Below are 18,855 nucleotides of genomic sequence, written 5' to 3'. Positions count from 1 at the left end.
CACCCGAGATTTCAAGGGGTAGTTGGCGCATTCGGCACCACCATTTCCCCTGCGCAAGCCCCGCGCAACTGACCCTCAAACTGTTCGATAATCGCCGGCCAGCCCTGGCGGCTTGCGTGCTGCCTGGCATTCAGTCGCACGCAGCGCAGCGTCTCGCGCTCCTCCAGCAACCAGGCCGCCGCATCACAGAACGCGTCTTCATCCCCTGGCATTGCCAGCACTCCGTTGTAGCCATGGCGAATATGCTGGGCCGCTGCTGCCTGATCGTAAGCCACTACACCAAGGCCCGACGCCAGTGCCTCCAGCACTACATTGCCGAACGTCTCGGTCATGCTCGGAAACAGAAACACATCCCCCGACGCATAGTGGCTGGCCAGAATTTCCCCACGCTTTGCGCCGCAGAAGATCGCTTCGGGCAGCTCCTTTTCGAGGGCTGCTCGTTGCGGGCCATCGCCGATCACGATCAATTTCAGATTCTTCTGTGGATAAGTCGCCTTCAACGTTTCGAAGCAATGCTTGAGCAAGCCCAGGTTCTTTTCCGGCGCCAGGCGACCGACATGGATCACCGCGATGTCACGCTCGGCCAGGCCCCATTGCTCACGCAGTGCCGGCAAGCGTCTGGTCGGATGAAACAGCTGGCTGTCGACCCCGCGGGATAACAAGGCCAATCGCTCGAAATGCCGACGCTCCAGTTCCATGCGCTGGCTGACACTGGGCACCAGCGTCAGGCTCGAACGGTTGTGAAACCAGCGCAGGTAGTGGGTCAGCAGCCGGGTCAGCAGACCGAGCCCGTACTGGCTGGAGTACTGCTGGAAATTGGTGTGAAACCCGCTGACCACGGCAATCCCCAGGCGCCGAGCAGCACGTAACGCGGACAACCCCAGCGGCCCTTCCGTAGCGATGTACAGCACGTCGGGGCGATGGCGCTGCCAGCGTCGCAGCAGTTTGTGCATGGACGACTGCCCCCACTGCAACCCCGGATACCCAGGCAGCGGCCAACCCCGACACAGCAGCAACTCATCGTCGCCAGCCAACTGCTGGTCGCCATCCTGACGCGGCCGTACCAGCTCCACGCGATGCCCACGCGCGCGCAAGCCGTCGCACAAACGGCCAAGGGTGTTGGCCACGCCGTTGATTTCGGGAGGGAAAGTTTCGGTGATCAGGGTGATATGCAGAGCTGTCGTCATGACCCCAGTGTCGGCTGGGGCCATGTCGTCGGTGTGACGGAGAAATGATGGATTTGTGAACAGTCAGCCCTGGGTTACCAGGTTTTCCGCGCCTCGTTCACGCACCCAGAACAACGTTGCGCCGGCTACGGCTGCCGGCATCATCAGAATGTTCACCACTGGAATCAACAGCACCAGGTAAACACTCCCGCCAAAACTCATGCTCTGCCAACGCTTTTCGCGCAGCCAGGCAAGCATCTCGTTCCAGCCGAGCTTGTGGTTATCCGCCGGATAGTCGATGTACTGGATCGCCATCATCCACACCCCGAACAGCAGCCACAGCGGCGCAGCGATGATGTTTACCACGGGGATGAAGGACAGGATGAATAGCCCCAGCGCTCGCGGCAGGAAGTAGCCGAGCTTGCGCATCTCCCGGGCGAGGGTGCGCGGGATCATGGCAATCAGTTCACCCCAGCTGAAGGCGGGGAAGTCGTCGGTGCCGCGCACCACCACTTCGACTTTTTCCGCGAGAAAGCCGTTAAAGGGTGCAGCGATTATGTTGGCCAGCATCGTGAAGGTGAAAAACACCATCAATACCACCAGTACCACGAAAATTGGCCACAGAATGTAACTGAGGAAACTCAGCCAGTCGGGAAGGGATGGCATCAGCGTATCGACCCACAGGCTGAACTGATGGCTGGCCAGGTAGATCAATCCGACGAACAGCACCAGGTTGATTACCAGTGGCAACAGCACAAACAATCGCAGGCCAGGGCTCAGGACCAGCTTGAGACCTTCACGCAGGTATTGCGGGCCAGAGAGTACGGGGGCGGGCATAGAGGGCTCCGAGCAAGGGGAAACGCGCCGACCTTACCGGCTTTGCCGAGGGGGCGAAAGCGCGGTAGCAGCGGCGACATCTGCTTTAACAAATTAGTCTATATATTCGTGTCACCGGATAGAGACCCGCTATGAGCTGGATTGTTAATGCGTATTTCCTTAATCTTCGCCCCCTCGATAAGCTGCACCCATTCTTTTTACAGGACTGTCGAGCCCAAGCCTTCCCCAAGTGCTTTCAACGGTCCTTTTTTATTCCCGCCGGCACCCCGGCGTTCCGTGCCAGTTTTTTCGGCCGGTTAACAGGAGCAGGTCATGTCTGAAGTCCGTCATTCGCGAGTGATTATTCTCGGTTCCGGCCCTGCCGGTTACAGCGCCGCGGTCTATGCCGCCCGCGCCAACCTCAAGCCATTGCTGATCACCGGCATGCAGGCCGGCGGCCAGCTGACCACCACCACCGAAGTCGACAACTGGCCCGGCGACGTCCACGGCCTGACCGGCCCGGCGTTGATGGAACGCATGAAAGAGCACGCCGAACGCTTTGAGACCGAGATCGTTTTCGATCACATCAATGCCGTGGACTTTGCTTCCAAGCCTTACAGCCTGACCGGCGACAGCGGCACCTACACCTGTGACGCCCTGATCATCGCCACTGGCGCCAGCGCTCGTTACCTGGGCCTGCCGTCGGAAGAAGCGTTCATGGGCAAGGGCGTTTCGGCTTGCGCCACCTGCGATGGTTTCTTCTACCGCAACAAGCCGGTGGCTGTGGTCGGTGGTGGCAACACTGCAGTGGAAGAAGCCCTGTACCTGGCCAACATCGCCAGCACCGTGACCCTGATCCACCGTCGCGAAACCTTCCGCGCCGAGAAGATCCTGATCGACAAGCTGAACGCGCGGGTTGCCGAAGGCAAGATCGTCCTCAAGCTCAATTCGACCCTCGACGAAGTGCTGGGCGACAACATGGGTGTCACGGGTGCGCGCCTGAAGAACAACGACGGCAGCTTCGACGAGCTGAAAGTCGACGGCGTGTTCATCGCCATCGGCCACACGCCGAACACCTCGCTGTTCGAAGGCCAACTGACCTTGAAAGATGGTTACCTGGTGATCCAGGGCGGCCGTGAAGGCAACGCCACCGCGACCAACCTGGAAGGCATCTTCGCTGCGGGCGACGTGGCTGACCATGTCTACCGCCAGGCCATCACCTCCGCCGGTGCCGGCTGCATGGCGGCACTGGATGCCGAGCGCTACCTGGACGACCTGCAGAACGCCAAGTTCTGAGATCGTTGTAATGAAAAAACCGGCTTCGGCCGGTTTTTTTGTGCACATTGTGATTAGCGCCGCAGGTTACAGGTGGGAGCGGGCTTGCTCGCGAAAGCGGTGAATCAGGCGCTGAATGGTTGGACTGGTAACCGCTTTCGCGAGCAAGCCCGCTCCCACATTTATCGTGGTCAACCGCGAATCCTTTCCTGGACGAAATCCATCACCTTCAACGATTGATAAATCGCATTCGCCGCCACCCGGCCAAATGGCCCACCGTTCCAGTCCAGTAAGTAAGGCTTGAACAGCTCATACCGCCGACTCTCCCCGCACACCGCTTCGGCGATCACTCGACCGCCAATCGAACCGGTATTCAACCCATGCCCACCAAACGAAGTACACGCCCACACCCCCGGTTCCAGCAGCCCCAGGTTAGGCATTTTGTTGGTTGAGTATCCCATCAGTCCGGACCAGGCCAGGTCGATTTTCACCGAGGCCAGCTGTGAATAGACCGAGACCATGTCTGCCTTGAGCATGGCCGCCAGGGCTTTTTCGTTCTGTTCATTGCGCGTGGTGATGCGCCCGCCCCACAGCAGTCGATCACCTTCCACCACCCGATAATAATCCGAAGCCCGGCGGTCGTCGGAGAACGCTGCGCCGGAATCGAGCACGGACTTGATCGAGTCACCCAGGTGCTCGGTCAGCACCACGTACGTGGCGATCGGCAGGTAGGCGCGGCTGAGTTTCTGCAGCTCCGGGCCACCATAACCGCCGGCACAGAACACCAGGTGCTGGCAGCGCACACTGCCGTGAGCCGTGTTGATTACTTTGTCCGCGCCTTCGTGGTGCCAGGCGAGCATTTTTGATTGTTCGTAAATCTTGCCACCGCCCGCTTCGATGGACCGGGCCAGGCCCAGGCAGTAATTGAGCGGGTGAAAATGCATGGCGTTGGGGTCTTCGACTCCCTGGAAATAGCGCAGGGTGTGAGCGCGTTGGCGAACCTGCGCGGTGTCGAGGTAATTGAGTTCGTAGCCGAAATCGCGGCGCATCGTTTCGATGTGCGACTTCACGCCAGCGCCGTCGTCGTAGCGCTTGACCCGGATGGTGCCGGCGGATGGCGCGCAACCGTCCAGCGCCAGTTCAGCGATATTGTCGCGCACGATCTGTACGCCTTCGACTGACATCTGGAACAGCGCCCTGGCCTGATCCAGCCCGAGTTTTTTGCGAATGGCGCCGGAGCCTTCGGCCCAGCCAGGCGAGACCACGCCGCCGTTGCGCCCGGATGCGCCCCAGGCAACCTGATGGGCCTCGAGCAGGGTCACCCGTTTGCCGCGCCGGGTCAGTTCCAGGGCGGCGGTGAGGCCGGCGATACCGGCACCGATGATGCACACGTCGCAGCTTTCATCGGTATTGAGTGCGGACCTGGCCGCCCGGGGCAGCGAGGTTTGGGAGTACCAGGTATTGGGGAAGGACATGGGTCGATCCTTGAAAATAGTTGACCAATCACACCCAATCCTGTGGGAGCGGGCTTGCTCGCGAAAGCGGTGAATCAGGCACTGAATGGTTTGACGGGTAAACCGCTTTCGCGAGCAAGCCCGCTCCCACAGGGCAGGAGCAGCTTTGCTCCCGTCGGGTTACTTGACGGTCGAATAATCGACGCCGTACCACTTGGTCGATAACTTGGCCAGCGTGCCATCCTTGTGCATCTCTTCAATGATGGTACCGAGCTTCGCCTTCAACTCCGGGTCACCCTTGTCGGTCGCCACAGCCAGCGGTTCGTAGAACGCGACAGCGTTATCCACAGCACGCAGCGGATACCCTTTTTTGACCGCCGCATCCAGGGTGCTGCGTTGGGTCAGGATGGCATCCAGGCGGGCTCCATCGCCCAGGCGCAGATCGTCCAGCGGTCCGACGGAGCCGGCGTAGGTCTTCATCTTTTCGGTCTTGACGTCGTACACCACTGGCGGCACATCGGTGGTTTCGATGGCCAGGGCCTGGTTGAGGAAGTCCTCGGAAGTGGTGCCGCCTTCAACGCCGATGGTCTTGCCATTCAGCGCCTTGTGGTCGGTGACCGAGGACTTGTCGTGCACGGCAAACACGTAGGGAACGTAGTAATAAGTGCCGGGGAAGTCGAGGATGCGCGCGCGGCTCTTGGTCGCGGTCATCGAACCCACGGACATGTCCCAGCGGCCGTTCCACTTGCCGGCAGTGATTACATCCCAGTCGGGCGTGATGAACTTGACCTCGACGCCCAGGCGCTTGGCGATTTCTTTCGAGACGTCGATATCGAAACCGTCGATTTCATTCTTGTCGTTGATGAAGCCTTGTGGCGGCCAGGTGGCCGACGTGGCAACCGTCATCGTCTTGCTGCTCTGGATCTTGTCCAGCACCGCACCGGCATTGGCGGCGCCGACAAACAACAGCGACATTGCGGCGGCGAGGGTGAGTACGCGTTTACTTCTGACCATGTCCATCTCCATGTCTCGTTATTGTTATGGCGGGCGAAGCGGTCTTCAGTGTCCGATGATCTGCGACAGGAATTTCTGCGCACGTTCGGTCTGTGGGTTATTGAAAAATTCAGCCGGGGTGGCCTGTTCGATCACCTGACCCTGGTCCATGAACAGCACGCGGTCGGCGACCTTGCTGGCAAAGCCCATTTCATGGGTCACGCAGATCATGGTCATGCCGTCGGTGGCCAGCTCGCCCATCACGTCCAGGACTTCATGAACCATTTCCGGATCGAGGGCAGAAGTCGGTTCATCGAACAACATGACTTTGGGGTTCATGCACAGCGCTCGGGCTATCGCTACGCGCTGCTGCTGGCCTCCGGACAATTGCGAGGGATATTTGTCGGCATGTTCGGCAATGCGCACCCGCTCCAGGTACACCTGCGCGCGCTTTTTCGCTTCGGCCGCCGACACGCCTTGCACCAGTTGCGGTGCCAGGGTCAGGTTGTCCATCACGCTGAGGTGCGGGAACAGGTTGAAACTCTGGAACACCATGCCGATTTCACTGCGCACGGCGCTGACACTTTCCGCCTCGCTGGTGAGGATGATCCCGTTGACCTTGATCTGGCCCTTCTGGAAATTCTCCAGATGGTTGATGCAGCGAATCATCGTCGACTTGCCCGAGCCCGAGGGCCCGCACACCACCAGGATTTCACCGGCGGCGACGTTCAGGTCGACATCGCGTAGCGCATGAAAATTGCCGTACCACTTGTTCAAGCCGGTGATGCTGATCATCGAAGAATTAGCTGGCGCTGCGGGGGCCAGGTCGAGACGTTCTGCGGTACTGGTAAGAGACATCAGCCATCAACCCCTTGCCGTGGATCGGTTGACCCGTTTTTCGATTCGCGCCTGCACTCGCTCGAGAATGAACGACAGCGCCCAGTAGATCATTGCAGCGGTGATCAGCATTTCCAGGTGGCGAAAGTCCGCACGGCCCTGGGTCTTGGCCAGGTACATCAACTCCCACACGCCAATCACCGAGACCAGTGAGCTGTCCTTGAGCATGGCGATGAACTGGTTGCCGGTCGGCGGGATAATCACGCGCAGGGCCTGGGGCATGATCACCCGGCTCAAGGTCTTGAACGGGCTGATGTTCAGGGCCCGGGACGCTTCCCACTGGCCCACCGGAATGCTCTGGATGCCGGCGCGGAAAATCTCCGTCATGTAGGCGCCGTAGCACAGCGACAACGCGAGGATGCCCGCCGGGACAGCGTCGACTACATAACCCAGTTGTGGCAGGCCGAGGTAGATCAGGTAGATCTGGATCAGCAATGGCACTCCGCGAAAGAACGAGGTGTAGAACGAGGCGAGGGCGTTGGCCAGGCCGTTGTTCGACAGCTTGGCGACCGCACCGATCAGCGCCAGGACGAAGGCAATCACGATCGCCACTGCCGAGATATACAGCGTAGTGGCAGCACCCTGGATGATCAGGAAGCCGACCTTGTCGAGTATAAAGCTGTAAGACAGGTTGAAGGTGTCGAAGAACGCGAGGAACAGGATCAGCAGTTCGATCCACACCACCGTGGTCTGCACCTTGAACTTGAGGCGTCCGAGGACGTGGAAATTCAGGGTTCCCAGCACGGCAATGGCCAAGCCGATGGCGATGTTGCGGGCGGTCAGGCTGTCGGGCGCATTGCCCAGCAGCGGATGCAGGAAGTTGCTGAGGGCGCTGTTCCCCAGGTTCATCAGGTAGGCGCCGAGGAACAGCACAACGGCGACGCCGAGGAGGAATTGAGGATCGTTGGACTTCTTTTTATAAATTATATTGTCGTGATACATGCAGGCCTCGGCGTCTAAATGATGATGATCTCGCTAATAAGATTGGGGGCTAATGTACACCGCGCTTTTGTAGAAGCCGGCTTGCCGGCGATGGCGACCCTGAGATCGCCAAGGGCGGAAAATTTGAATCGAGTTCTTCAATGAGTATTGCGACGCAAAATCCGCGACTGCAAGCGACCATAATTCGCTACGTCAGTCCCTGAGCTCATTTTGCTATCAGTCGAGTTTCGCCAGGCAGGCTTCAAGGATATCCAGTCCTTCCTCCAGCACTGCAGCCTCGGTGGTCAACGGGGCCAGCAACCTGACAATGTGCCGCGACTTGCCACTGGGCATCAGCAGCAAGCCGGAATCGCGGGCCAGGGCCAGCAGCTGGGTGAGCTGCGCCGCAGCGGGTGTGCCGTCAGGGTGACTCAGCTCGATGCCGCGCATCGCGCCCACCCCGGTCAGGCGCCCGAGAAAGGGCGACAGCTGCCTGGCGATCCAGGACTGATAGCGGCTGACGATGGCTTCTTCCTGCTGCGCGCCCCAATTGTGCAGCTGTGCGTCAGTCATTTCGTCGAGGGTCGCCAGCGCGGCGGCGCAGGCGATGGGGTTGCCGGAATATGTGCCGCCCAGCCCGCCCTTGGGCAATACGTCGAGCAGCTCCTTGCGCCCCACCACGGCCCCCAGTGGCATCCCGCCGGCGATGCTTTTGCCGAGCAGAATCAGATCTGGCTCGATGCCCAGGCGCGAAAACCCGAAACGCTGGCCGGTACGGCCGAAGCCCGACTGGATCTCGTCGGCGATCAGCACAATGCCCTTGTCGTCGCAAAAGCGCCGCAGTGCCTGGGCAAACTGCGGGTCCATCGCGAGAAAGCCCGCTTCGCCCTGCACCGGTTCGAAGATAAAGCAGGCGACGTCATCGACGTCGATTTCCACGCTGAACAGGCGCTCCATGGCTTTCAGGGCTTCAGCGCAGCTCACGCCATTGTCCCGGCTCGGATAGGGCAGGTGGTACACAGGGCCGGGCAGCACGCCGATTTTCTGCTTGTAGGGCGCCACTTTGCCGTTGAGGTTGAGGGTCGCCAGGGTCCGGCCGTGGAACGCGCCGTCAAAGGCGATCACGGCACTGCGCCCGGTGGCGCCACGGACGATCTTCAAGGCATTTTCTGCGGCTTCTGCGCCGCTGTTGGTGAGCATCCCGCTGACCGGGTAGTCCACGGGAATAAAGGCACTGAGGCGCTCCATCAAATCGATGTAGGGCTGGTGCGGGGCGGCGTTGAATGCGTAATGGGTCAGGCGGGTGGCCTGGTCGCGGATGGCCGCGACGATGCGTGGGTGGCAGTGACCGAGGTTGAGCACGCCGATCCCACCGACGAAGTCGATATAGCGCTTGCCAGCGGTGTCCCAGACCTCGGCGTTGTTGCCGTGGCTGAGGGTGACGGGGTGAACCACGTTGATCGAACGGCTAATGGTTTCGCTGCTCATGGGTGACCGACTCTGAAGAAGGGATGCTTCTTTTTATCTAAGCCGTGAGCAGTGGTGGCGGGCAAACGAAATAAAGTCGCCGGGTCAATCTTAAAAGTCGGGATGTTTTGGAAGATCAAAAGATCGTCCGAACGCGGCCCGATCTTTTGATTTCAGGTCAGCGACGAGTCAGCGGCTGCGCACTGAACTTCACCCCTGCCAACCCATTGGCAATCAACGCCCGAATATTGCCATGGTCGCTGCCCTCGGGCGTGGCGACCACTGAGCGGTAATGCTCGCCAAACGCCAACAGTGCCTCTTCATCGCTCAGGCCTTCAAGCAGCGCCAGGCCCAGGGTTTTGCACGAACCTTCGTTCTGCCCGGCCGCGTTTTCCACGCCACCGTTGACGAACGCCTGTGGCTGGTAGTCGTAACCGGCGGCAATGAACGCCAGGGTGTCGGCAAACATGTGTTCGCCGCTCTTGAGGCTGGTGCTCAGGGTGTTCAAATCACTCATTGGGTTTTCCTTTGGCGAACGCCGCCTGTTGTTCGGCGCTGGCTTCTTGCTGGTATTGGGCTTTCCACTCGGCGTACGGCATGCCGTAGACGACTTCGCGCGCGTCGTCGAGGCTGACGTCGATCTGGCGTTCATCGGCGGCGGCCTTGTACCACTTGGACAGGCAGTTACGGCAGAACCCGGAGAGGTTCATCAGGTCGATGTTCTGCACATCCTTACGGCTATCGAGGTGAGCCACCAGCCGGCGGAAGGCGGCGGCTTCGAGTTCGAGGCGTTGTTGGTCGGTCATGGGGTTCTCTGCGAGACAGCTTCAAGTGGCAAGCCTCAAGCTGCAAGTTGGGTTGCGGTGGCACTCAGTTTATCGCTTGAAGCTCCAGGCTTGAAGCTTAGCGGCTCGCCGCAAGCGTTATCGACACCGATTCGGCGAAGCGCAGTGCGTGGGGCTTGTCCACTTCGACCTCGGCGTACAGCACCGACTCGTTAAGCATGATCAGGTCGAGTATCTCCTGGGTCAGGCGTTCGAGCAGGGCGAAGCGGTTACCTTCCACGTGAGCGATGATCGCCTTGGTGATGGTCCGGTAGTTCAGCGCGTGATCGATATCATTGTCGCGCACCGCTTCCTGGGCCGCGTACAGGATCGTCAGGTTGATCAGCACGTCCTGCTTGTTGAGGATCTCGTCCTCGTTGATTCCGATGAAGGTGCGCAAACACAGGTCCTTGACCCGGATGCGCGCCATTCCTGGCTGAAGTTGTGGCATTGCTACTTGCTCCGTCCAATCAATTGCAGGAACTCCTGGCGGGTATTGCTCGACTCGCGAAAGGCGCCGAGCATCACCGAAGTGTTCATGGTCGAATTCTGTTTTTCCACGCCGCGCATCATCATGCACATGTGCCGGGCTTCGATCACTACCGCGACGCCGGCGGCACCGGTCACGTCTTGCACCGCCTCGGCGATTTGCCGGGTGAGGTTTTCCTGGATCTGCAGGCGGCGGGCGAACATGTCCACCAGCCGCGCGATCTTCGACAGGCCCAGCACCTTGCCGGTCGGAATATAAGCCACATGGGCCTTGCCGATGAAGGGCAGCAGGTGATGTTCGCACAATGAGTAGAGTTCGATATCGGCGACGATGATCATCTCGTCGGTGTCCGAGGAGAACAGCGCACCGTTGACGATCTCTTCAACACTCTGTTCATAGCCATGGCAGAGGTACTGCATGGCCTTGGCAGCTCGTGTGGGAGTATCGAGCAGGCCTTCGCGGTCGGGGTTCTCACCGATGCCGATGAGGATCTCGCGATAGCTCTGGGTCAGGCCGTTGCGCGGTGGCGTTAGTGTCATGGGAGATCCTCGCGGGGCAGTTTATTTGACGTGCCGTCCGCCGTTGACGGTCAGGGTAGTGCCAGTGACATAGGGGTTGTCGAGCAGGTAGCGCAGGCTTTGGTAGACCACTTCGCTACCGGGCTCGATGCCCAGCGCGGACTTGGCCAGGGCCTTGGCGCGGTACGCCGCGTCGTCGTCAGGGTTGAACAGTAGCAGGGCGGGGGCGATGCCGTTGACCTTGATGGTCGGAGCATACCTGGCGGCGAAGGATAGCGTCAGGCTGTCGAGCCCGGCCTTGCTCGCGCAATAGCCGATGTGACGGCTGCTGCCCTTGCGCGTCACGTCGTCGCTGATGTGCACGATGTCTGCAGGGGTCGAGCGCTGGAGCAGTTCGGCGCAGTGCAGGTTGATCAGGTAGGGCGCGAGCATATGCACGTTGAACATGCGGGAGAAGGCCTGCGCGTCGGTGTCCGGGGTTTCGGCCAGCCACTCGGAGGCGTTGTGCACGATGGCCCGCAGGCTGTCGGTGAGGGTTTTCAGTTCGGTGATGAAGGCGAGTATCCCGGCCTCACTGGAGAAGTCGGCGAACACTGCCGTAGCCCCCAGATCGCGCAGAATTTGCACCCCGGGGCGTTCGCTGCGATAGCTGAAGATGACCGGCTGACCTTCTTCGAGCAATCGCTGCGCACAGTGCAAGCCGACTCGCTGGCCGGCACCGGTGATGAGGATGGGAGCTGCGCAAGGGGTCATGTCGGGCTCGCTTTGCGATAAGAGCAAAACTATACCAGCGACGGCGGGCATCTACCTCAGTCCTGTGGTCTCCAGGACTGAGGACTGAGGACTGAGGACTGAGCATTGAGAATTGAGAATTGAGGACTGTGGGAGCAAAGCTTGCTCGCGATGACTTCAACCCAATCTCAATGATTTTGCGCAGAAGCCTTCACCGCCACCCGCCGCGCCGAATTGCCACTCAGCCAGCCCGCCAGGATCCGCGTCGACAGCGGAATGAAGAAATAAACCATCAACGGCGTCAGGCACAACGTACTGACCAGCACCCGCGGCAACAGGCTCAGCTCACCCAGCAATGGCTCCAGTACGAAGTTGAACAGCAGCGACACCGGAAAGAACGCCAGCCAGATAGCCACTGCCTGTTTCCAGCGCGGCGGACGCGCACCTGCGGCGCCGAACCAGCCTTCAATGCCGCTGACCCGATGCTCCTTGGGATGGGCAAACAAATCGCTGCCACGGGCCAGCCAGGCGGTACGCGAGGCGGAGTGCTCCCAGGCGTGCATGGTCTGCTCGTCGGCAAAGCGGAAGATGATCTGGAATTCGTTATCACCGGGTGGCGGAGCGAGCACGCCGGAGCCGAGATAACCCTTGAAGTCGGTGGCCAGCTGTTCGCCTTCGCGCAGCCAGTCCATCAGGTCCTGGTAGCGCCCATCGGCGACTCGGCGCGCAACCATCAACGTGACGGGTGAAGTAGACATTGTGTATCTCCGTAAGACAATTGCGGCACTCCGGGTAGGAGATTCGCCAGGCGCAGCACCGGGGTGATGGGCTGCGTCTTCAATCAAGCAAGGATTATTCCTGATTCTTGATATTTCACCAGCGACTTTAGTGAATCATCAATATCTTGAATGGCCGGGGGGCAGGAGAGGTAAGATAAGAGCCGTTTTATACATGGATGTGGACCGCGAAATGCCTGTATCGACTGATATCGCTCCGGATTCGCTGCAAGCGCACTCGCTGGAGCGCGAAGACCTGTTCCCCATTCGGGAAGTGTCGCGCCTTACCGGTATCAATCCGGTGACACTTCGCGCCTGGGAGCGCCGTTATGGGCTGATTCAGCCGACTCGCACCGAAAGCGGGCATCGGCTGTACTCCATGGCCGATATCGAAAAAGTCCGCAGCATTCTTGGCTGGATCGAGCGTGGAGTCGCGGTCAGCAAGGTCGGCAAGATCCTGGCCAAGGCCGAACCGCTCCAGGCGCTGGCCAAAATCATTCCTGATGAGCTGGTGCTGGCCGACTATGTCCAGTGGCAGGAGCAGGTGCAGGCGGCCGTCAGTGGTTTTGACGAAGTGCAGCTGGAACAGATCTACGGCCAGATTTTTTCGAGTTATCCACTGGCGGTGGTTTTCCAGGACATCCTCATGCCACTGTGGAAACAGTTGCTGCAGCGCCATGATGCCTTTGGGCAGACCAGCGAATGGCTATTCCTCGACGGTTTTCTGCGCTCCCGGGTGTTGCAGCGCATGCTGTTGGTGCGCGTAATGCAACCGCGCCGGGTGATTGTCTGCGCCCTGGGCGATCAGGCCCGTGAGCTCGAAGTGCTGGTCACGGCGCTGTACCTCAGCCATGTCGACTCGGCCATCCAGTTATTGTCGATCGGTCAGCCATTTGATGAACTCACGCTGGTCTGCCAGCGGGTCAAGCCGCAAGCATTGGTGCTGGTTTCCAATCATGCGCCGGCCGCCGACTTGCCTCGACGCTTGAATCGTCTGGCCCTGAGCCTTGATTGTCAGCTGTTATTGGCGGGGGATGCGTCCGACCTGGCGCAGGAGAGTCTCGCTGGGTCGTCCATCGGCTGCCTGGGCAGTGAAGGGGTAACGATGCGCCAGCGCCTGAAGCAATTTCTGGCGGGCACTCTCGATACCTGAGCAGGGATACAAGATCAGAGATGCAGGGCGGGGTGGGTCAGGCGGTGCTGCTGGAGGATAAACTGGCGTAGCCGTTCGGTTTCGTCCTTGTCGCTCTGACTCAACTGATAGGCATAAAAGCCGCTCTCGGTTTCTTTCTCGAACGTGCCGCGCAACGCGATCCGCTCATACCCGGAAGGGCTGAACCACAAGGCGAAGTGCTTAGGCGGTTTGGTCTTGTTGCGTACTTCCAGCAACACACCCTTGAACGACACTTCGTGGACCCACAGGGTGCCAGGCTGGCCGTTGGCATTTTCCAGGGCTACCGGCTCCTCGAGCACCAGACGCCAAGGCCTGACCATTGGCCCGTCTTCATAGATGCTGGGCACACCGAGACGCAGGTGCAGCGCGTGAAACTCGTCTTCCACCAGGTGCAACGGAAAAGTCATCTGCTGATTTTCGAAGTTGGCCTGGATGGTGACTTGCTCGTGCGCGGCCAGGCGCGTGAGCAGATCACGGATTTGCGAACCACCGTTGACCAGCAGGCTCGACGTCGCATCCCGCACATTCAGCTGCGGGTTATGTTGCATGGTCTGGATGAAATCCAGCTCATCCTGAGTCAGGAGCGCGTCGCGGTGCATGATCTACTCGAAAGAAATAGTTACAAAGTCATCGGTGATTGTAGTTAATGACAATTAATTCGCCTTTTTGTTTTTACCGTTCGTCGCTTTGAGTGCGGCGAGCTCGGCTTGGACTTCGGCCAATTGCGCTTCCAGCTGCGCAACTCGGTGCTGCGCCTTGACCTGGACGCTGACATCTTTCTGCACACCCACGAAATAAGTGATCCCATCACTCTCGCTTCTTACCGTGGAAAGCGACAGCTCGTTCCAGAATGGAGTGCCGTCCTTACGGTAGTTGCGCAGGATTTCCCGGCACGAGCCACCACGGCTCACGGCTTCGCGGATGACTACCAGGGCCTCCTGGGCGCGGTCGCCGGCCTGCAGGAAGCGGCAGTCCTGATACAGGATTTCCTCGCTGGTGTAGCCCGTCAGGCGTTCGAATGCCGGGTTCACATAGATCAGGATGGTGTCCTGGTCGCCTTCCTTTTCGGCAATCACGATGCCGTCGTTCGAAGCGTTGATGACCAGTTGCAGCAGCTGGGCGTTGATCATTGAAGAATCCCTTCCAGTTTGATTGGCATTCGCATTCTAAAAGAAACCAACACTGAGCTGCTGTTAATATCCTCCTTATTTACTCAGGATCAGGATCAGATTGATGAAAGTCGCCATTTTTTCCGGCTCGGTTTACGGCTCGGCCGAAGAAGTCGCCCGTCACGCGGCAAACATTTTGAAGCAAGCCGGGTTCGAAACTTGGCATAACCCTCGGGCAACGCTTGCAGACGCCCAGGCTTTTGGCCCCGAAGCCTTGCTCGCCGTGACCTCGACCACGGGTATGGGCGAGTTGCCAGACAACCTGCAGCCGCTGTATTTCGCCATTCGCGATCAGCTGCCGGCAGCCTGGCGCGGTCTGCCAGGTGCCGTCATCGGCTTGGGCGACGCGAGCTACGGCGATACCTTTTGTGGTGGCGGCGAGCTGATGCGTGAGTTGTTTGGCGAGTTGGGCGTTCGCGAGGTACTGCCGATGTTGCGACTGGACGCCAGCGAAAGCGTCACTCCGGAAACCGATGCCGAGCCCTGGCTGGCAGAACTGGTGAATGCGTTGCGTAACTGACTCGCTCGGCCATCAAGCTGGCTGCCAATGCAACTACGCGAATCCCGGGGGCTGACTAGACTGCTGTCACGTGCAAAACAATAAGAACAGGAGTTCCTTGTCGTGACCGTAGCCTCCGTCCTGTCACCTTCCAACGTCAAAGATCAGGTCAGCGCCGCTGAATGGCAGGCTCGCGTTGACCTGGCTGCCTGCTATCGCCTGGTTGCCCAGCATGGCTGGGACGATCTGATCTTCACCCATATATCCGCCAAGGTGCCCGGCACCGAAGATTTCCTGATCAACCCTTTTGGGCTGATGTTTCACGAGATCACCGCATCGAGCCTGGTCAAGGTCGACCAGGCCGGCAATAAGCTGATGGACAGTCCCTACGAGATCAACCCGGCGGGCTACACCATCCACAGTGCCGTGCACGAAGTGCGTCACGATGTCGTCTGCGTCTTGCATACCCACACCGCCTCCGGCGTTGCAGTCTCGGCCCAGAAGCAGGGCATGTTGCCGATCAGTCAACAGTCGTTGTTTGTCCTGTCCAGCCTGGCCTACCACGCCTACGAAGGCGTTGCGCTCAACCATGAAGAGAAGGTGCGACTGCAGGCCGACCTTGCGGACAAAAATTTCCTGATGCTGCACAACCACGGCTTGCTGACTTGTGGCGGCACCATCGCTGACACTTTCCTGATGATGTTCACCTTCCAGCGTGCCTGCGATATCCAGGTGCTGGCGCAAAACGGTGGTGCCGAGTTGATTGCCATCGCACCGCAGATTCTGGCTGGCGCCAAGGCGATGATCGCCGGCGTCACCAAAAGTGCTCAAGGGATGGGTGGTGCACTGGCCTGGCCAGCGTTGCTGCGCAAACTCGATCAACTCGACCCTGGTTATAAACTCTGATGGCTCTCGCCGAGATTCCCCTGTGTGTCTGGCGCAAGCGCGGCCAGACGTTTGTGTTCCGCGGCCAGCACATCCGTTATTGGACGGCGGGGCAGGGTGAGCCGTTGCTGCTCATCCATGGCTTTCCGACCGCCAGTTGGGACTGGCATTTCCTGTGGCAGCCCCTGGCCCAGCGTTATCGGGTGATTGCCTGCGACATGCTCGGCTTCGGTGATTCCGCCAAGCCGTCCCGGCATGAGTACAGCCTGCTGGAGCAGGCCGATTTGCAGCAGGCGTTGCTGGCGCATCTGCAGGTTCAGGACCCGGTGCATGTGCTCGCCCACGATTACGGTGACAGCGTTGCCCAGGAACTGTTGGCCCGGCACCACGAAGCTCGCGTCGAACTGGCCAGCTGCGTGTTCCTCAACGGCGGTCTGTTTCCTGAAACCCATCGCGCACTAATGGTGCAGAAACTGCTGCTCAGCCCATTGGGTTGGATGATCGGCCGTGCCTTCAACCGGGATGCACTGGTGAAAAGTTTCCGCAATGTCTTCGGCCCGCACAGTCGCCCAAGCGAGAGTGAGATGGACGACTTCTGGAGCCTGGTGGAAAGCAACCGTGGCCCGCGCATCATGCACAAATTGATTGGCTATATTCCCGAGCGACGGGCGCTGCGCGAGCGTTGGGTGGCCGCCATGCAACTCAACGAAGTGCCGATGCGGGTGATCGATGGCGAGGCTGATCCGATTTCCGGCGGGCATATGGTCGAACGCTATCGGCAGCTGATCCCCAACCCCGACACCGTGTTGTTGGCCGATATTGGGCACTATCCCCAGATAGAAGCGCCGGCGCAGGTGCTCAAGCATTACCTGGAGTTCCGCGAGAATTGCGTGCTGCCGCCGCGCAAGGTGGCGTGTTCGTAGGAGCTGGCGAGCCCATCGCCTACGGATTTGCGCCACACCAGGGCCCTGTAGGAGTCTGGCTTGCCAGCGATGGCGTCATCAAACTCACCACCGCAACACTAGCCGCGACGAATCTGCGAGGCGCCACCAACCGCATCATCCCCCTACCTTATCGAGCACTATTCAGCCCCAGCCGTTTTCATTGTGACCCGCAGCCCCGTGCCTGACACTCGGACTCATATCCCCTTGGCCTGGAGTTGTCCCCCATGAGTGAGTCTGTGCGCTTCGAAGATAAAGTCGTGATCATCACCGGTGCCGGCGGCGGCCTTGGTCGCGCCCATGCGCTGCTGTTCGCCAAGCAGGGCGCTCGGGTACTGGTCAACGACCTCGGCGGTTCGGCCCAGGGGGAGGGCGCCAACGCCTCGGCGGCGGATCGGGTGGTCGCGCAAATTCGTGAAGCGGGCGGTACCGCCGAAGCCAACCACGACTCCGTCACCGACGGCGACAAAATAGTCCAGCACGCCATGGACGCTTTCGGCAGGGTCGATGTAGTCGTCAACAATGCCGGGATCCTGCGCGATAAAACTTTCCACAAAATGGAAGACGCCGATTGGGACCTGGTGTACCGCGTCCACGTTGAAGGCGCCTACAAAGTCACCCGCGCCGCCTGGCCACACATGCGCGAGCAAAACTACGGCCGGGTGATCTTCACCGCTTCGACCTCTGGCATCTACGGCAACTTCGGCCAGTCCAACTACGGCATGGCCAAACTCGGCCTCTATGGCCTGACTCGTACGCTGGCCATCGAGGGTCGCAAGAACAACATCCTGGTCAACGCCATCGCTCCCACTGGCGGCACTCGTATGACCGAAGGCCTGATTCCGCCGCAAGTGTTCGAGCAACTCAAACCGGAGTTGGTCAGCCCGTTGGTGGTGTACCTGGCCAGCGAAAACTGCCAAGAGACTTCGGGACTGTTCGAGGTGGGCGGTGGCTGGATGGGCAAGGTCCGCTGGGAGCGCAGCCTGGGCGCCGGGTTTGATCCACGGGTGGGATTCTCGCCGGAAGACGTTGCGGCGAATTGGCAGCAGATTTGTGATTTCGAGGGCGCGGCGCATCCCAAGGATAATATCGAGGCGCTGAAGGAGATGATGGGGAATTTGCAGAAGTATTCGTTGTAAGGGGAGGCGTTTCTTTGCCTGTGGATATCTCCCTTCGAGCAGGTTTACGCCGTTTTCTGTAGGAGCTGTCGAGTGAAACGAGGCTGCGATCTTTTGATCTTGCTTGGCGTACATATCCGTTGCTGCGGTAACGGCTTCTAAGGGTTCCGCCCTTACGGCGGGTCACTTTTGATAGAGCGCAAAAGTAACCAAAACGCTCTTGCCCCACCACTCGGCACCTCGCCTGGGCTCGGTGTGCCCGAACGCAGGCATTGCTCCGCGGGTCGCCGCGATGGGCCATCCATGGCCCAGCGCGGCTAAACCGGCATCCTTGCCGGTTTACCCGCTACGCAATACCTGCGTTCGGCCAGCGTGGTTAACGGGGCGTCCGCGATCAACAACCGGGCCGTGGCGGCCTTCGGGCCGACCAAGGCATCAAGCCGGCGCGCTGCGCTTGTCTGGTCGTGCACATTCACTGAGTTTGAAATGAACACCTGAGTCAGGTGACACTTGTTGAAGGTGACAACTGTTGGAGATGACAACCGTTGGAGATAACAACTGTTGGAGAAAACAACTGTTGGAGATAACAACTGTTGGAGATAACAACTGTTGGAGATAACAACTGTGGGAGCAAAGCTTGCTCGCGATGGAGGTAAACGATAACGCGGGCCCCCAGGACAAACGCCTCCCCTGTAGGAGCTGGCTTGCAGCGGTCCAGTTTTTTTGGACCACTCTGTAGG

General features: G+C 59.7%; 22 protein-coding genes. 6 read left to right on the top strand and 16 right to left on the bottom strand.

What is annotated here, in order from left to right:
* Positions 1–11: 11 nt before the first annotated feature.
* Together ORL50_RS12250 and cysZ are read right to left on the bottom strand one after the other, a co-directional pair.
* A complete protein-coding gene (locus ORL50_RS12250) occupies positions 12–1,211 on the bottom strand; it encodes a glycosyltransferase family 4 protein (RefSeq protein WP_266014843.1) in 1,200 nt (399 codons plus the stop codon).
* Between the two features lie 39 nt (positions 1,212–1,250).
* On the bottom strand, positions 1,251–2,003 hold the full coding sequence (cysZ, locus tag ORL50_RS12245; protein WP_266014840.1) for a sulfate transporter CysZ: 753 nt from the start codon (positions 2,001–2,003) through the stop codon (positions 1,251–1,253).
* Positions 2,004–2,315: 312 nt separating this feature from the next.
* Between cysZ and trxB the strand changes: the two genes are divergently transcribed.
* Positions 2,316–3,278 (top strand): thioredoxin-disulfide reductase, encoded by a 963-nt coding sequence (gene trxB, locus ORL50_RS12240; protein ID WP_266014837.1) that lies wholly within the window; start codon positions 2,316–2,318, stop codon positions 3,276–3,278.
* Positions 3,279–3,448: 170 nt separating this feature from the next.
* On the opposite strand, the gene ORL50_RS12235 is transcribed toward trxB, so the two are convergent.
* The 11 genes from ORL50_RS12235 to ORL50_RS12185 all read right to left on the bottom strand — a co-directional run bounded on the left by ORL50_RS12235 (position 3,449) and on the right by ORL50_RS12185 (position 12,311).
* Positions 3,449–4,732, bottom strand: a complete 1,284-nt coding sequence (locus ORL50_RS12235; RefSeq protein WP_266014834.1) for an NAD(P)/FAD-dependent oxidoreductase — start codon at positions 4,730–4,732, stop codon at positions 3,449–3,451.
* Positions 4,733–4,891: 159 nt separating this feature from the next.
* Positions 4,892–5,725: a transporter substrate-binding domain-containing protein gene (locus ORL50_RS12230; protein WP_266014831.1), complete on the bottom strand. Its 834-nt coding sequence runs from the start codon at positions 5,723–5,725 to the stop codon at positions 4,892–4,894.
* A gap of 45 nt (positions 5,726–5,770) precedes the next feature.
* Complete coding sequence (locus ORL50_RS12225) at positions 5,771–6,499, bottom strand: amino acid ABC transporter ATP-binding protein (RefSeq protein ID WP_266015382.1); 729 nt, start codon at positions 6,497–6,499, stop codon at positions 5,771–5,773.
* A 69-nt stretch (positions 6,500–6,568) separates the two neighbouring features.
* Positions 6,569–7,543: an amino acid ABC transporter permease gene (locus ORL50_RS12220; protein WP_266014828.1), complete on the bottom strand. Its 975-nt coding sequence runs from the start codon at positions 7,541–7,543 to the stop codon at positions 6,569–6,571.
* A gap of 216 nt (positions 7,544–7,759) precedes the next feature.
* Entirely contained in the window at positions 7,760–9,010 is a 1,251-nt protein-coding gene (locus ORL50_RS12215; RefSeq protein WP_266014825.1) for a 2-aminoadipate transaminase, read from the bottom strand.
* 157 nt (positions 9,011–9,167) lie between these two features.
* The gene (locus ORL50_RS12210) at positions 9,168–9,506 is read right to left on the bottom strand and encodes a HopJ type III effector protein (RefSeq protein ID WP_266014822.1); all 339 of its coding nucleotides are present in this window, start codon (positions 9,504–9,506) and stop codon (positions 9,168–9,170) included.
* A complete protein-coding gene (locus ORL50_RS12205; protein ID WP_007944633.1) occupies positions 9,499–9,795 on the bottom strand; it encodes a DUF1244 domain-containing protein in 297 nt (98 codons plus the stop codon). Before ORL50_RS12205 ends, ORL50_RS12210 begins: the two co-directional genes overlap by 8 nt.
* Before the next feature lie 97 nt (positions 9,796–9,892).
* Positions 9,893–10,264, bottom strand: a complete 372-nt coding sequence (gene folX / locus ORL50_RS12200) for a dihydroneopterin triphosphate 2'-epimerase (RefSeq protein WP_266014818.1) — start codon at positions 10,262–10,264, stop codon at positions 9,893–9,895.
* 2 nt (positions 10,265–10,266) lie between these two features.
* Complete coding sequence (folE, locus tag ORL50_RS12195; protein WP_266014815.1) at positions 10,267–10,842, bottom strand: GTP cyclohydrolase I FolE; 576 nt, start codon at positions 10,840–10,842, stop codon at positions 10,267–10,269.
* Between the two features lie 21 nt (positions 10,843–10,863).
* Positions 10,864–11,574 carry a dihydromonapterin reductase gene (folM, locus tag ORL50_RS12190; RefSeq protein WP_266014812.1) on the bottom strand — a complete coding sequence of 237 codons (711 nt, stop codon included), beginning with the start codon at positions 11,572–11,574 and terminating at the stop codon, positions 10,864–10,866.
* 167 nt (positions 11,575–11,741) lie between these two features.
* Positions 11,742–12,311, bottom strand: coding sequence for an antibiotic biosynthesis monooxygenase (locus ORL50_RS12185; RefSeq protein ID WP_266014810.1), 570 nt, complete (start codon positions 12,309–12,311; stop codon positions 11,742–11,744).
* A 211-nt stretch (positions 12,312–12,522) separates the two neighbouring features.
* On the opposite strand from ORL50_RS12185, the gene ORL50_RS12180 reads away from it, so the two are divergent.
* Complete coding sequence (locus ORL50_RS12180; protein WP_266014807.1) at positions 12,523–13,482, top strand: MerR family transcriptional regulator; 960 nt, start codon at positions 12,523–12,525, stop codon at positions 13,480–13,482.
* 14 nt (positions 13,483–13,496) lie between these two features.
* On the opposite strand, the gene ORL50_RS12175 is transcribed toward ORL50_RS12180, so the two are convergent.
* Together ORL50_RS12175 and ORL50_RS12170 are read right to left on the bottom strand one after the other, a co-directional pair.
* Positions 13,497–14,102, bottom strand: a complete 606-nt coding sequence (locus tag ORL50_RS12175) for a hypothetical protein (protein WP_266014804.1) — start codon at positions 14,100–14,102, stop codon at positions 13,497–13,499.
* Positions 14,103–14,156: 54 nt separating this feature from the next.
* On the bottom strand, positions 14,157–14,633 hold the full coding sequence (locus ORL50_RS12170; RefSeq protein ID WP_266014801.1) for a PAS domain-containing protein: 477 nt from the start codon (positions 14,631–14,633) through the stop codon (positions 14,157–14,159).
* A 103-nt stretch (positions 14,634–14,736) separates the two neighbouring features.
* Here ORL50_RS12170 and ORL50_RS12165 point away from each other — a divergent pair, with 103 nt between their 5' ends.
* The 4 genes from ORL50_RS12165 to ORL50_RS12150 all read left to right on the top strand — a co-directional run bounded on the left by ORL50_RS12165 (position 14,737) and on the right by ORL50_RS12150 (position 18,136).
* Entirely contained in the window at positions 14,737–15,192 is a 456-nt protein-coding gene (locus tag ORL50_RS12165; RefSeq protein ID WP_266014798.1) for a flavodoxin, read from the top strand.
* Between the two features lie 102 nt (positions 15,193–15,294).
* Complete coding sequence (locus ORL50_RS12160) at positions 15,295–16,077, top strand: class II aldolase/adducin family protein (RefSeq protein WP_266014795.1); 783 nt, start codon at positions 15,295–15,297, stop codon at positions 16,075–16,077.
* A complete protein-coding gene (locus ORL50_RS12155) occupies positions 16,077–16,979 on the top strand; it encodes an alpha/beta fold hydrolase (protein WP_266014792.1) in 903 nt (300 codons plus the stop codon). Before ORL50_RS12160 ends, ORL50_RS12155 begins: the two co-directional genes overlap by 1 nt.
* A 245-nt stretch (positions 16,980–17,224) precedes the next feature.
* Positions 17,225–18,136: an SDR family oxidoreductase gene (locus ORL50_RS12150; RefSeq protein ID WP_266014789.1), complete on the top strand. Its 912-nt coding sequence runs from the start codon at positions 17,225–17,227 to the stop codon at positions 18,134–18,136.
* 478 nt (positions 18,137–18,614) lie between these two features.
* Here the strand turns inward: ORL50_RS12150 and ORL50_RS12145 are convergent.
* A partial coding sequence (locus tag ORL50_RS12145) for a hypothetical protein (protein WP_266014786.1) occupies positions 18,615–18,855 on the bottom strand: 241 nt, incomplete at its 5' end.

The sequence above is a fragment of the Pseudomonas sp. RIT-562 genome, assembly GCF_026241895.1.
GTDB lineage: Bacteria > Pseudomonadota > Gammaproteobacteria > Pseudomonadales > Pseudomonadaceae > Aquipseudomonas > Aquipseudomonas mandelii_F.
This window is presented reverse-complemented; position numbering and strand designations above follow the sequence as displayed.